This window comes from Acidiphilium sp. 34-64-41 (assembly GCF_002282635.1).
Lineage (GTDB): Bacteria > Pseudomonadota > Alphaproteobacteria > Acetobacterales > Acetobacteraceae > Acidiphilium > Acidiphilium rubrum.
Genome location: NZ_NCJX01000072.1, coordinates 1 through 13055, shown reverse-complemented (window position 1 = coordinate 13055; position 13055 = coordinate 1). Strand labels below are relative to the sequence as shown.

The following is a 13055-nucleotide window of genomic DNA, read 5'->3' as shown; positions in this document are numbered from 1 at the left end:
CGGGCGGCGCCGAGGCGCCAACCTATGCCCAGCTTTATTCGGGAGCATGGGTCCACCCCACATGTAGTGGGTGTCTGACTTAACCGGATAGGCACGGGATGATCGATATATCGGGGTTTTTCATGAGAGAATTGTTTTTTGAAGACGAGTTTTGAGGGCCGATCATTGGGATAACGCGGCTTGGGAATTGAATTGCAGGAGGCGACTGATGTCCGTTATTTGATGGTCCAGGCAGAAACGGTGTTGAACGTAGTCGCGCCAGCGGTTGGGCCGGGCGTTTTGTATGAGGGCTACCGCATCGTCGATCGTGTGGAAGAGCGTTTCGGCGGGCCAAATCGTATCGGCACCGGGATGGCTGGCAATGGCGATGTCGCAGCCGCTCAGCGCGGCCTCGGCAATCGCATAGCCGAAGCTCTCATGCAGGCTGGTGTGCACCAGGACGCCGTTGCTGGCATGCCAGGCGGGCATGTCCGCTTGGGAAACGCGGCCATCCCACGTGATCGCGCGCAGCAGGTCTAGGTTTTCAGCGAGGTGCAGGAAGCTCTCGGACGCCAGAGCCTCGTCGCCCATGCCACACAAAGTCAGGTGATAGCGCTCGTCGCGCTGACGTAGCTTCCATAGGATATGCAACGCGAGTGTTGGGTTTTTGCGTAGGTTCATCAGCCCGCACCAGCCGAGGCGAAATTGGTTCCAACTCTGGTTTGGGGTGAATCTGGCGGAGTCGACACCGTTGAGAATTATGTGGATGCGGCTCGTGACCGTGATTTCGGGTGCGGCGGCGAGGACACGCTCGCGCATGTCCGGACTGACGACGATAACATCGTCGACCTTGGCCCATGCGGTGTTGGCGACGTAAGGCGTTTCGACCGCTTCGATGCGGTGGACGCGGACGATGACGCGGCGGCCATTAAAGTCGATCGCATCGATCATGGCCGGGAAGGGGGGCCAACAGAACTCGAACCAGAGCGCATCCGTTTCGGGCTGGTTCGTCCACTCCAGGGCGGCGGCGAGGGTGACGGGGCTCGTGACCATGAACTTCTGGACCTCCCAGCCTGATGCCGCAGGGAGACGCGCCAGAATGTCCGCCGTGAAGTGGTCCAACGTGGGCAGTGTCATCATGGCAAGGCGGGGTGGACGTTGCATGGGAACGGGATAGCAACAAGAAGTGAATTTCCGATTAACATGCGCGCATTGGCCAACAATTTTTGCGGCAGATGAGAACTGGGATATAGGCGTTGCATGACCAAACGATCTTATCGCCCCGCCACCACCCTCGTGCACGCCGGCCAGATCCGGTCCAATTTTGCGGAGAACGCCGAAGCGTTGTTCCTGACCTCCGGCTTTGTCTATGATAATGCCGAGCAGGCCGAAGCAACGTTCAAGGGCGAGGTCTCGCACTATCAGTATTCGCGATTCGGCAACCCGACCGTCTCGATGCTGGAATCACGGCTTGCGGCGATCGAGGGGGCGGAGGCCTGCCGGGCGACCGCGACCGGGATGGCCGCGGTGCATGCGGCCATGTTGTGTCATTTGAAAACCGGCGATCGGGTTGTCGCGTCGCGCGCGCTATTCGGCTCGTGCCACTGGATCGTGTCCACGCTGTTGCCGCGCTATGGCATCGAGGCGGTGTTCGTCGACGGCGGGGACCTGGCCGCTTGGGCGGCGGCGCTGGTGCACAAGACCGCGCTGGTGCTGCTCGAAACACCGTCCAACCCGATGCTCGACATTATCGATATGCGCGCCGTGTGCGACCTTGCGCATGCCGCCGGGGCGATTGTGGTCGTGGACAACGTGTTCGCGACCCCGCTGCTGCAACGCCCGCTCAAATTCGGTGCCGATGTCGTCGTGTATTCCGCGACCAAGCATATGGACGGCCAGGGCCGCGTGCTCGGCGGCGCCGTGCTGGGGCGGAAGGAGTGGATCGAAAACACGCTGCAACCCTTCACCCGCAATACCGGACCGGCGATGTCGCCGTTCAATGCATGGGTCATTCTGAAGGGGCTGGAGACCATGGCGCTACGGGTGGCGCAATCATGCCGCTCGGCGGCCGCGATTGCGGATCATCTGGCCGGGCAGGCCGCGATCGAGCGGGTGCTGTACCCGTTCCGGCCGGATCATCCGCAAGCGGCACTGGCGCGGGCGCAGATGAGCGAAGGCGGCACCCTGGTGACGTTTGCGTTGAAGGGCGGCCAGGCGGCGGCGTTCCGGTTCCTCAACGCGCTCGAACTGGTCGTGATCTCGAACAATCTCGGCGATTCGAAATCGATGATGACGCATCCGGCGACGACGACGCATTCCAAGATAGCGCCGGCGGATCGGGCGGTACTGGGCATCACCGAAGGAATTATCCGGTTTTCGATCGGCCTCGAAGATGTTGCCGATCTGATCGATGATCTGGATGGAGCGCTAAAGGCGGTCGGGTGAGGAAGCACTGCTTTTTTTGTAAAAAAAGCAGCAAAAAAACTTTCGATTTCACGGGTCCGTCGGGGCAAAAACGCCCCAGCACCAAATTAAGAAAAGTTTTTTGCTGCTTTTTTTCAAAAAAGCAGAACGTCCTTAACCCAACCGCCCGCAAGACTGGCGCAATCGCACCAGCCCCACACGCGTCGGCTCAGACTCTTGCGCCGATCGGCAGGATCGTCCTGCCATGCGTACCGTTTGCGATTTCGGCCGCGCCGAGATAAAACGCAAGGATCGCCGTAAGCAGGCCGAAATAGCCGCCGAAGACCGACAATTGCGGGCTGCCGAGCAGCGGGCCAAGGGCGAGCAGCAGGAAGGTGATGGTCAGCACGCCAAAAATCAATTGCAGCGTGCGGTTGAGCGCCAGAGTGCCGATGAACATAGCGAGGGTGAAGAAGCCCCAGAGCAGCAAATACCAGCCGACCATCAAGCCCGGCACGCCTTTGGCAAAGAATTCGACGAACAGCGCGAAGCTCCACCAGAACGCGCCGTAGGCGCAGAACGCCACGAAGCCGAAGGTGTTGCCGGTCGCCATTTCCATCATGCCGGCGACGAATTGCGCGGTACCGCCGAAAGCGAAGGCCATGGCGAGAACCATGCCCATGCCGGCGGCCGGCATCAGGCCGGCGTTGATCATGGAGAGCAGCCAGGTCGTCAGCGCGAAGCCGAACAACCCGAGTGGTGCCGGATTGGCTAGTTTCATAAATACTCCCTAATTCTTGTTTCTTCGACGTTTCAACAGTGGACCCGACCGTACTGCATCGCACCACCTTACGTCAATTTAACGAAAGAATTTTCGAGATTCAACCGGCTAAAAATGAGCGGGCAAATGATCGGGCGTTATGAGTGGTTACCGAACCCCAGGAAACCGGCGGCGGGGTTGGGGATGCCGGGCTGGTCCGGCAAGGCGGCGTTCGGCTGCACCCGCGTCTGCTGGGCATGATAATTCATGATTTGATGGGTCGGCGCGCTCCGGATTGCGTGTGCGGCGGGCACCGAGGCGGCAATGGCCGCACCTTGCGGCGGCTGGCCGCTGGAACCTTCCTCGGCGCGGACCGATAGCAGCATGAACGTGATGTTGTTGCGGTTGAGTTCAACCGCCAGTTCGATCGGCGTCTCATCGAGCGCGTTGCGCGCGTTCAAATTGGCCCCGCGGCTGACCGCGGCGCGCGCCTGGGTGTAATCGCCATGGTTGATCGCGGAAAACAGCAACTTGGTCGGGTCTTCATCGGTGGTGGTCACCGGGCCGGCCGAGATGTTGCCGGCACCGGATGCACCAGGAAGCGCGGGCGGCGCGATCTGCTGCGGTTCCTGAGGGGAATGCAAGCCGGCTGAACCCATCGGGCCGGCCATCCCCATCGGGCTGCCGGCGCCTGCGCCGGTCATCTGGGCGTGAGCAGCCTGGAAGACGGCAAAACTGGCAGCCAACGTGATGGCGGCGGTAATCCGGATCGGGGCTCTATTTGTCATGCAACACTGATTCCTGCGAGATCGAGTGCTATCCTTAGCCGATCATCGGTTCAGCCACCAGAACCCGATGGTGAGATAGGTCGCAAAACAGCCCCAGGCGAGGTAGGGGACCATCAGGATCGCGGCAATACGGTCAATCCTGCGAAAGGCGATGATGGTAAGCGTGACCATAACGTCGAGCGCCAGGATAACCGCTATGGCCAGAGCGGGGCGGTGCAGGGCGAAAAATATCGGCGCCCAGATGGCGTTCACTCCCAGTTGCCAGCCCCACAGATTGAGGGCGCGCTGGTGATCGCCCAGCACGTCGCCGCATCGCCAGATGCGCCAAGCCGCGATCGCCATACCGATATATAAGACAGTCCAGACCGGCCCGAACACGCCGTTCGGCGGCGTGAAAGGCGGATGCGGCAGAACCGCGTACCATGTCTTGATGTTGGGCACCGTTGCCAAGCCGGCGACAGCCGCGACAAGGAGGGTCAAGCCGAGGAATCCGGCCAACGCCCAGATCTGGGCACCTTGCGTTCGGTTCTGTTCAGGGCGTTCGGGATGGCGGAAGACACGATCTCCTTTGCTTCAATCTAGGCTCGACCGGCCGACGTGAAAAGATGCAAACCACGCCTACGGGCAGAAATCCGTGGCATTCGGACCAGGCCCGGCGACGGCGGCCGCGAGGGCAGCGATGGCGGTTTCACCGGCGGTATGGGCCGTGCGTACCAGGGTGCGATACGCATCGAGCACCTCTTCGCCCAACGGCGTGAGATGCGCGCCGCCGCCGGCGACACCGCCTTTCGCCGCGACAATGACCGGGGCGTGAAAACTCGCATTGAGGGTTTCGGCCAGTTGCCAGGCGCGTTTGTAGCTCATGCCCATCCGCCGGCCGGCGGCGGCGATCGATCCGGTTTCGCGAATGCCGTCCAGCAGATCGGCGCGGCCGGGCCCGATGATCAGACCATCGCCGAGCACGACCCGGATGCGCAGGCCGACCGTCTCTGGGTGACGCAGTTTCACCATGCCAGGATTCAATCACGAAATTGCGTGATTGACGATATGTCCGAACGGACATATCGGTGCCGCAGCAAATTGAGCAGGAGGCGGCAATGGCGATTTCACGACGTGATCTGGGCTTGGGCATCGGCGCGGCGGTGGCGCTGCCGGCATTGATGTCACGCCAGGCGCAGGCTGCAGGCGGCACGTTGACGGTGGCTTATGCGGGATCGATGGGCGTGCTGATGAACAAGGGCCTGGGTCCGGCCTTCACCGCACAGAGCGGTGAGGTGTTTCATGGCATCGGCCAGGGCGCCTTCGCGCTGGCGCGCCTGATCGCGGCCAAGACGATGCTGGCCGACGTGTTCGTCTCGATCACGCCGGGGCCGATCGCGGTGTTGCAGAAGGCCGGGCTGGTCGGGCACGCGGCGCCGGTGGCGAGCACGGCGATGGTGATTGCGTATTCGCCGAAATCGCGCATGGCGCCCGAGCTCAAAGCGGCGGCCGATGGCAGCAAGCCCTGGTACAAGGTGCTGGAAACCAAGGGATTGCGGTTCGGCCGGACCGATCCGCGCACCGATCCACAGGGGCGCAACATCCTGTTCACCTTCGAGCTCGCGGAAAAATTCTATCATCAACCGGGGCTCAGCCGGCGCATCCTCGGCGCACCGCTCAATCCCGCGCAGATATTTTCCGAACCTTCCTTGCTGGCGCGGCTCGATTCGGGCCAGCTCGATGCGACATCGGGATATGAGAGCGCGGTGAAGTCGCTCAAACTGCCCTTCATTCCGCTGCCCAATCAGATCAATCTGAGCGACCCCTCGATGATCAAGCCGTGGTATTCGAAGGCGGCGATCACGCTGGATCTGAAGGGCAAGACCCAGGTGTTGCACACCCAGCCCTTGGTCTTCTATGCGTGCGTGCCGCATGATGCGCCAAACCCCAAGGCGGGGCATGCGTTCATCGCGATGATGCAAAGCAAGGCGGGTCAGGATCTGTTTGCCAAATATGGTTACAACCCGCCGCAAGGCGGCACGATCTGAGCGGGGCATCGTTCAGACCCCGGCCGGCGCTTGATCAGGGCGGCGGCCGGCGGGTTTGCGATTATTCTGCTGGCGGCGCCGTTCGCCGGGCTGATCCTGTTGACCGATTGGGCACATTTCGCGCTGAGCGCCGCTGACGGCGAAGCAATTGCCACATCGGTTTTATATGGTCTGACGGCGCTGGCGGCGATCGCCCTGCTCGGCACCCCGCTGGCGCTGTGGCTAGCAAACGCGAAGGGCAGGCTGCACAATGCGGCGCAGTTGTTCCTGCTGCTGCCGCTGCTGACGCCGCCATTGGCCTTGGGCATTCTGCTGGCCGCGTTTTACGGACCGATCGGGCCGGTCGGAGCGTTGCTCGGGCGGTTCGGCGTGATCATCGGCAATAATCCGGCCGCGTTTCTGCTGGCCGGGATCTACGCGGGCTTGCCGACCTATGTGGTGGCCGCCCGCGCCGCGTTTGCCGAAATCCCCCCGGAACTGGCGGAATCGGCACTGACGCTGGGGGTCACAAAGCGGCAGATTTTCCGCCACATCATGTTGCCGATGGCGCGCGATGGGCTGGGCGCCGCGCTGGCCCTGGCCTGGGTGCGCGGGGTGGGCGAGTTGGGGATCGTGCTGATCTTCGCCTATTTTCCGCAGGGCATGCCGATCCGTCTGTGGGTCAATCTGGAGGACAGCGGGCTGGATGCGACGTTTCCGCTGCTCTGGGTGTTCCTGCTGGCGGCCCTGCCCTTGCCGCTGTGGCTGCTGCGCCGGAGTGCCCGGCGCTAAACCGGGCAGAGCCGGAACCGTTCAAATCCGGCCTGAGCGGTTGCGGCCACCGCCTATTCGGCCCGGCGGCCCTTTTTCTGTCCCGGCGCGGTCCCCATTTCAAGCCGGGCCGCTGATTGGCCGGGCGGCAATTACATCAGGAAGGCGACACAGCATGGCGAGTATTCAGCGCGGCCGGATCAAAGCCGGCGTGCCGCACCCGCGTGGGGCGACGTGGGATGGCAACGGCGTTAATTTCTCGCTGTTTTCGGCGTATGCCGAGAAGGTCGAGGTCTGTATTTTCGACAGTTCCGGCAAGCAGGAAGTCGAGCGATTCGAACTGCCGGAATACACCGACCAGATTTTTCACGGCTACGTGCCCGATCTGGCGCCGGGCACCTATTATGGCTACCGGGTGCATGGGCCTTATGAGCCGGAAGCCGGGCATCGGTTCAATGCCAACAAATTGCTGCTCGACCCCTATGCCCGCGCCCATGCCGGCGCGTTGACGTGGAACCCGGCGTGTTTCGGCTACAAAATGGAGTCCGGCGATGATCTGACCTTCGATGATCGGGATTCCGCGCCGTTCATGCCGAAATGCGTCGTGGTCGATCCAGGGTTCGACTGGCGCGGCCATCCCGGACGCAACCCGATCGGGTGGAACCGGACGGTGCTATACGAAGCGCATGTCCGCGGCTTCACCATGCGCCATCCGGACGTGCCGGAACCCTTGCGCGGCAGTTACGCCGGCATGGGCAATCGGCATGTAGTCGATTACATCAAATCGCTCGGCGTCACCTCGGTCGAATTGCTGCCCATCCACACCTTCATCAACGACAGTCACCTGCTCGACAATGGGCTGACCAATTACTGGGGCTACAACAGCATCGGGTTTTTCGCACCGGACCCGCGCTATGCGTTCGATGTCGCGAACAGCCTGCGCGAGTTCAAGGAAATGGTCTACCGGTTTCATGAGGCCGGGCTCGAGGTCATTCTGGACGTGGTCTACAATCATACCGCCGAGGGCAATGAAAAAGGTGCCACGCTGAGTTTCAAGGGCATCGATAATGCCAGCTATTACCGGCTGATGCCGGACAATCCTCGCTATTACATCAACGATACCGGCACCGGAAACACCGTGAACCTGTCGCATCCACGCGTCCTGCAGATGGTGACCGACAGTTTGCGCTACTGGGTCGAGGAAATGCATGTCGATGGTTTCCGGTTCGACCTCGGGACGATTCTCGCGCGTGAGCCGAACGGGTTCGACAATCAGAGCGGATTTTTGAAGGCGTGCAGCCAGGACCCGGTGCTGGGATCGGTTAAATTAATTGCCGAGCCATGGGATTGCGGGCCGGGCGGCTATCAGGTCGGTGGGTTTCCGCCGGGCTGGTCTGAATGGAACGACAAGTTTCGCGACACGGTCAGGGATTTCTGGCGCGGCGAAGCACCCGCGGCGGAGCTCGCGCCGCGCATCACCGCATCGGCCGCGGAGTTCAATCACCAGGGACGCCGGCCCTGGGCTTCGATCAATTTCGTCACCGCGCATGACGGATTCACGCTCAACGACATGGTGACCTACAACGAAAAGCATAACGAGGCGAACAACGAGGACAACAAGGACGGCAGCAGCGACAACCGCTCCTGGAACTGCGGCGTCGAAGGGCCGAGCGACGATCCGGACATCACCACCTTGCGGGCACGCCAGATGCGCAACGTGCTGGCGACATTGCTGTTGTCGCAGGGGGTGCCGATGCTGCTGGCCGGCGATGAATTCGGCCGGACGCAGCAGGGCAACAACAACGCCTATTGCCAGGACAGCGAGATCAGCTGGGTCGATTGGGATATTGGTGAGCCCGGCCAGGCGCTGATCCGGTTCGTCCGTACGCTGACGAAGCTGCGGCTCGACCATCCGGCCCTGCGCAACACGCGGTTTCTGACCGGCCGTGAACTGGACGGGGTTCGCGACGTTGAGTGGATCAACGCGAACGGAACGGTGATCGACGACGCCCAATGGGGCGATGGCAACATGCGTTGCTTTGGCATGATGATCGATGGCCCGGCGGCGACCGCCGATTCAGCGTTCCGCCAGGATGATTCGACGTTCCTGTTGGTGTTCAACGCCCATTACGACGCCGTCGAATTCACCCTGCCGGCATGCAAGGACGGCGAGGTTTGGACCAGGGTGATCGACACCAACGACCCGGAACCCGACGAGACGGTGGTTCTGCCGATCGGTGAGGTGTTCACGGTGACCGGGCGGAGCGTGGTGGTGTTCAGCCGCGGATGAGGCAACGGCCCGGGAAGCTGTGCTCCCCGGGCCAGATCCGCGATGATGGCATTGATGCCGGGTTAGCCGCGCATCAACACGTCACGCGTGGCGCGACGTGAGCCGAAGTTCGATTTTCTGCTTCGCCTGCTCGCGGTTGACGCCGAGTTCAGCCGAAACCAGATCATCGAGCCGTGCGCGATGGGGGAGCCGTGCGCGATCGGGTTGTGGCAATTTGCCATCGAGGATGCGCTTGCGGATCAGCCTGGTGATCTGGGCGCGGCGCTGGGCGGATGACATGTCGCTGGCTTTATCGAGGCTCGCAAGCGCGCCCTGCATTTGATGCGGTGCACCCTGGTGGTCTCGTTGTTGCCGGCCGGCGCCACCTCGACCACCAGTTCGGCGAACGCCTCGCCGCTCGGCACCCGCTCCATCGGATATTGCCCTTCGGCGAGGCGATGGTTGTTGCGGTCGCGGAGTTCGAAGCGCTGGCGATAATCCGACACGGTCTCGCCTAGGGCCTCGACCGAATCGATGCCGTTCATGGTCAACGCGCGCTCGTTTGCCCAGGTGATCCGCTGGTCGATGCTGACCAGAATGACCCCGTTGCTGACGCCCGCCACGATCTGACGCAAATGGCGGGATTCGGCATGTTGCCGGGGCACGGTTTCGGACATGGCCGCAATTTAGGGCAACAATGGTATGGAGGACAGCCGGGCCGCCGCCCACGCCCAGCTTTCAACCCTGCAATCGGCCAGCGGCATGATCGACCGCTTGCCAAGTCGGGCAGAGCTGAGTATCAGAGCGCCGGACGCGGGCGTAGCTCAGGGGTAGAGCACAACCTTGCCAAGGTTGGGGTCGAGGGTTCGAATCCCTTCGCCCGCTCCAAATTTCCATAGGGAAATCAGAGCGTTATGAGAAGGCCGCCGCAAGGCGGCCTTTCGCTTTTCCGGTGTGGTGTCCACATGGTGTCCACGGCGGTACCAGCGGTGGAGCGTCCTTCGCGAAGCTGGCTCCCCGATTCCTCGCCAAGCTGAGAGGCGAATGTTGATGGAAGCAGAAGCCGTCTGCCCAGATCATGGCCCATGGACTCAATTTCGAGCTATGCTCTAACAACTTAAGCGGGGGGCCTGACCAACGCGAACGGTCGGCTAAGTGCCGGCAAATGGGGGGGCGGATGGTCGATTTTAAGAAGCTGCGGGAAAGCAAGGCGAAGCCGAAGCCGGTCAACCCGCGTGAAATCTTCAATGCGCTCCCCAAGCCGCCGGGCATCAACGACCTCTATGCCAGCCAGGCGGAGGTGCTCGACAACTGGTTCCTGCGCCGGAACGAGCAGGACGTCGTCGTCAAGCTCCACACGGGCGGCGGCAAAACGCTAGTCGCGTTGCTGATGGCCCAATCGGTGATGAACGAGATCGGCGAACCGGTGCTTTACTTGGCACCGACAAATCAGCTTGTCGGTCAGGTGCTCGCCAAGATCCGCGAGTACGGTATCTCAGCGCAGCCCTACACTAAGGGACAGCCCCTGCCCGGCGAGTTCTATGATGGCAAGAGCGTGCTCGTCGGCGCCTATGAAACGCTGTTCACCGGCCGGAGCAAGTTTGGTGTCCGTGGCGACGGACGACCGCCAGTCAAGGTCGGCGCCATTATCCTTGACGATGCGCATGTTGCCCTAACCTCGGTCCGTGAAGCCTTCACCCTGACCATTTCGGTGAAAGATCATGCGGACGTCTATGCCGACCTCGCCGGCAGATTTCGCGTCGCCTTTCGTGAGGTTGGGCGCAGTGGCACCTTCTCCGACATTACGAACGGCAAGGATTATGGCGTCGTCGAGGTGCCGAGCTGGGCGTGGAACCGCAAACTGCCGGAGGTGCAGGACTATCTCTCGCAACATGTCGACGCGATCGATTCCTATGTCTGGCCATTCCTGCGTGACAATCTCGCCTTCTGCCACTGCCTCTTCAGTCGCACCGCTGTGGCGATCACACCGATTTTTCCCCCTGTCGATCTCGTGCCCACCTTCGAGGATTGTGCGCGCCGTATCTACATGTCCGCCACTATCGCCGACGACAGCGAGATTGTGCGCACCTTTGGCGCCTCGCCTGAGGCTATAGCCAAGCCCCATCACATCGACGTCGCTGGCCGGCGTCGGCGAGCGCATGATCCTCGTCCCGGAGCTAATGAAGCTCGGGGGCGCCCCCATCACTCCGATGGTCAAAGGCATTTCGACCTGGCTTGCTCAACACAAGAAAGGCGTGGCGATCCTCGCGCCGTCAGGCCCGGTGGCAAAGACATGGACGGATATCGCGACATACCCGGAGACGACAAAGGCCGTCACGGAACGTGTCGCAGAGATGCAATCGGGTTCATCTTTCGGCCCGATCGTCCTCGCCAACCGCTATGACGGGATCGATCTAGCGGGCGACGCCTGCCGGTTCCTGGTGATGGACAATCTTCCGCAGGGCTCCTCAAACTACGACGTGTTCCGGATGAATGTCGTCGCGGACTCCGCCGTTGCATCCCTTCTAGCCCAACGGATCGAGCAGGGTATTGGTCGCGGGACGCGTGGAGGCGGCGATCACTGCGTTGTTATGCTGATCGGCAGCAAGCTCGTTGCCTGGATCGGCCGCAAGAACAACCTAGCACACTTGACCGCGAGTACACGCGTTCAGCTCAAGATGGGCCAGGAGGTCAGCGAGGCGGTTGGAACCTCACAGGAGGTCGGCCAGACCATATTGAAATGCCTTAGTCGTGATCCCGATTGGGTCGCCTATCACGCGTCCGAATTGGCCGATGCGGCACACGCGGCGCCGATCGATATGCTAGCGCTCAAGGTCGCCGGCGTTGAAAGGCGGGCCTTTCGCCAGCAGCGACTCGGACAATTCGAAAACGCCATCCAGACGCTGGAAAAGCTGGTCGCCGATAAAGAGCTTGCTGACGATGCGGAGCGGCGGGCCTGGCTCTCAGCGTCAGCCGCCCGCATTGCCTATCAAATGGAAGACGAAGGTCGCGGCCAGAAGCTTCAAACGAGCGCTTACACGGTCAATAACAATCATTCGCCGCCGAAGGTCAGGCCTGCCTACGTGCCGCGTCCGCTCCCGGGCAGGCAGTCGGCAGCGATCGTCAGCCGCATGCTCGAGTACGATCAACGCGGTGCCATGATCTCCGAATTCGACGAGGCGGTGGCCGAGCTAGTACCGGAGGCCTCGGCCGGCCGCTACGAGGAAGCGCTTGCCAACCTCGGCGCATTCCTTGGCTTCGAGGCAGACCGTCCTGAGAAAATCCACGGTGTCGGTCCTGATGTTCTTTGGCGGACTGACAGCACATTCGACTTCGTTATCGAGGCGAAGAGTGAAAAGGACCAGGACAACCCCCTCTACAAGAAGGACCATGCCCAGCTCCTTGAAGCCGAGCATTGGTTTAAGAACGCCTATCCTGGTCGTGAGGCCCTGCGGGTCTCGGCGCTGCCGGAGGCGATCGCCGACGCGAAAGCGACGCCGGCCGGCAGTTTCGCCCTGCGTCTCGATGAGATCACGAAATTAGTGGGCGCTCTGCGAGGGATTTTGCTCGAACTGGTGTCCAGCCCAGGAAGATCTGATGCGCTGCGGGAGCGCTGCGAAACGGCACTTGTGAAGGCACGCCTTAAGCCGGACGGAATCAAGACCCATTTTCTCAAGCCGTTCGGGAAAAAGGCACCGGGGCCTTAACCGCGTCTAGGCGCAATTATCATTGCGCCTAGACCTCATTCTTGCGCCTAGCCTTGATTCTTGCGTCTAAATCTATCATTCTTGCACCTAGATTCTACGCGCAGGAAAGGCCGCTTTGGCGAACCAGATCCCAGAAGAAGCACTGGCAGCGATCGAAGATGCCGTGAGGCGCAACCCCAACGGCGTGTCGGCGCCGGAGATTTTGCGCGCCCTGGCAACGCCTGTGCCGCCACGCACGCTCCAATATCGTCTCAAGCACCTCGTCACCCGAAATGTAAGCGTCCGGTCTCGATCGTGTAGCGATCTGATCTCAAGCGGTTTAGCTGGACTCCTTCTGGAGGCTCATAAGGAGGCGGCTGGTGGAGGGAGAGA

General features: G+C 61.6%; 13 protein-coding genes and 1 tRNA gene. 7 read left to right on the top strand and 7 right to left on the bottom strand.

Translation table 11 applies throughout. The features are described 5' to 3' along the window. Positions 1 to 162: 162 nt before the first annotated feature. Complete coding sequence (locus B7X49_RS13720) at positions 163 to 1119, bottom strand: glycosyltransferase family 4 protein (RefSeq protein ID WP_286839774.1); 957 nt, start codon at positions 1117 to 1119, stop codon at positions 163 to 165. A 120-nt stretch (positions 1120 to 1239) separates the two neighbouring features. Here B7X49_RS13720 and metZ point away from each other — a divergent pair, with 120 nt between their 5' ends. Next, positions 1240 to 2424 (top strand): O-succinylhomoserine sulfhydrylase, encoded by a 1185-nt coding sequence (gene metZ, locus B7X49_RS13715; protein WP_286704845.1) that lies wholly within the window; start codon positions 1240 to 1242, stop codon positions 2422 to 2424. A 187-nt stretch (positions 2425 to 2611) separates the two neighbouring features. Here metZ and B7X49_RS13710 read toward each other — a convergent pair whose 3' ends face one another. The 4 genes from B7X49_RS13710 to B7X49_RS13695 all read right to left on the bottom strand — a co-directional run bounded on the left by B7X49_RS13710 (position 2612) and on the right by B7X49_RS13695 (position 4941). Further along, a complete protein-coding gene (locus tag B7X49_RS13710) occupies positions 2612 to 3163 on the bottom strand; it encodes an acetate uptake transporter (protein ID WP_029313928.1) in 552 nt (183 codons plus the stop codon). Between the two features lie 137 nt (positions 3164 to 3300). Beyond that, a complete protein-coding gene (locus B7X49_RS13705; RefSeq protein ID WP_286704846.1) occupies positions 3301 to 3930 on the bottom strand; it encodes an ankyrin repeat domain-containing protein in 630 nt (209 codons plus the stop codon). A 42-nt stretch (positions 3931 to 3972) separates the two neighbouring features. Beyond that, a complete protein-coding gene (locus B7X49_RS13700; RefSeq protein WP_286704847.1) occupies positions 3973 to 4410 on the bottom strand; it encodes a TspO/MBR family protein in 438 nt (145 codons plus the stop codon). A gap of 138 nt (positions 4411 to 4548) precedes the next feature. After that, complete coding sequence (locus tag B7X49_RS13695) at positions 4549 to 4941, bottom strand: winged helix-turn-helix domain-containing protein (protein ID WP_286704848.1); 393 nt, start codon at positions 4939 to 4941, stop codon at positions 4549 to 4551. 86 nt (positions 4942 to 5027) lie between these two features. On the opposite strand from B7X49_RS13695, the gene B7X49_RS13690 reads away from it, so the two are divergent. The 3 genes from B7X49_RS13690 (at position 5028) to glgX (ending at position 8997) form a co-directional block, all read left to right on the top strand. Continuing rightward, positions 5028 to 5957 carry an extracellular solute-binding protein gene (locus tag B7X49_RS13690; protein ID WP_286704849.1) on the top strand — a complete coding sequence of 310 codons (930 nt, stop codon included), beginning with the start codon at positions 5028 to 5030 and terminating at the stop codon, positions 5955 to 5957. A gap of 30 nt (positions 5958 to 5987) precedes the next feature. Beyond that, positions 5988 to 6728 carry an ABC transporter permease subunit gene (locus B7X49_RS13685; RefSeq protein WP_286704850.1) on the top strand — a complete coding sequence of 247 codons (741 nt, stop codon included), beginning with the start codon at positions 5988 to 5990 and terminating at the stop codon, positions 6726 to 6728. 154 nt (positions 6729 to 6882) lie between these two features. Beyond that, on the top strand, positions 6883 to 8997 hold the full coding sequence (gene glgX / locus B7X49_RS13680) for a glycogen debranching protein GlgX (protein ID WP_286704851.1): 2115 nt from the start codon (positions 6883 to 6885) through the stop codon (positions 8995 to 8997). 81 nt (positions 8998 to 9078) lie between these two features. On the opposite strand, the gene B7X49_RS13675 is transcribed toward glgX, so the two are convergent. Continuing rightward, complete coding sequence (locus tag B7X49_RS13675; RefSeq protein WP_286704852.1) at positions 9079 to 9276, bottom strand: hypothetical protein; 198 nt, start codon at positions 9274 to 9276, stop codon at positions 9079 to 9081. Then, complete coding sequence (locus B7X49_RS13670; RefSeq protein ID WP_286704853.1) at positions 9237 to 9653, bottom strand: PAS domain-containing protein; 417 nt, start codon at positions 9651 to 9653, stop codon at positions 9237 to 9239. The genes B7X49_RS13675 and B7X49_RS13670 overlap by 40 nt, the downstream gene beginning before the upstream one ends. A gap of 136 nt (positions 9654 to 9789) precedes the next feature. Here B7X49_RS13670 and B7X49_RS13665 point away from each other — a divergent pair. The 3 genes from B7X49_RS13665 to B7X49_RS13655 all read left to right on the top strand — a co-directional run. Next, a tRNA-Gly gene (locus tag B7X49_RS13665) sits at positions 9790 to 9864 on the top strand. A gap of 289 nt (positions 9865 to 10153) precedes the next feature. Continuing rightward, positions 10154 to 11380, top strand: coding sequence for a DEAD/DEAH box helicase family protein (locus B7X49_RS13660; protein ID WP_286704854.1), 1227 nt, complete (start codon positions 10154 to 10156; stop codon positions 11378 to 11380). Between the two features lie 1418 nt (positions 11381 to 12798). After that, the coding region (locus tag B7X49_RS13655; RefSeq protein WP_286704856.1) for a hypothetical protein at positions 12799 to 13055 on the top strand (257 nt) is incomplete at its 3' end.

Excerpts from the sequence above, each read along its gene's own strand:
- B7X49_RS13690 (WP_286704849.1), top strand. The coding sequence starts at position 5,028 with ATGGCGATTTCACGACGTGATCTGGGCTTGGGCATCGGCGCGGCGGTG.
- B7X49_RS13660 (WP_286704854.1), top strand. The coding sequence starts at position 10,154 with ATGGTCGATTTTAAGAAGCTGCGGGAAAGCAAGGCGAAGCCGAAGCCG.
- B7X49_RS13670 (WP_286704853.1), bottom strand. The coding sequence starts at position 9,653 with ATGTCCGAAACCGTGCCCCGGCAACATGCCGAATCCCGCCATTTGCGT.
- glgX (WP_286704851.1), top strand. The coding sequence starts at position 6,883 with ATGGCGAGTATTCAGCGCGGCCGGATCAAAGCCGGCGTGCCGCACCCG.
- B7X49_RS13710 (WP_029313928.1), bottom strand. The coding sequence starts at position 3,163 with ATGAAACTAGCCAATCCGGCACCACTCGGGTTGTTCGGCTTCGCGCTG.
- B7X49_RS13720 (WP_286839774.1), bottom strand. The coding sequence starts at position 1,119 with ATGATGACACTGCCCACGTTGGACCACTTCACGGCGGACATTCTGGCG.
- metZ (WP_286704845.1), top strand. The coding sequence starts at position 1,240 with ATGACCAAACGATCTTATCGCCCCGCCACCACCCTCGTGCACGCCGGC.
- B7X49_RS13695 (WP_286704848.1), bottom strand. The coding sequence starts at position 4,941 with ATGGTGAAACTGCGTCACCCAGAGACGGTCGGCCTGCGCATCCGGGTC.
- B7X49_RS13675 (WP_286704852.1), bottom strand. The coding sequence starts at position 9,276 with ATGTCATCCGCCCAGCGCCGCGCCCAGATCACCAGGCTGATCCGCAAG.
- B7X49_RS13705 (WP_286704846.1), bottom strand. The coding sequence starts at position 3,930 with ATGACAAATAGAGCCCCGATCCGGATTACCGCCGCCATCACGTTGGCT.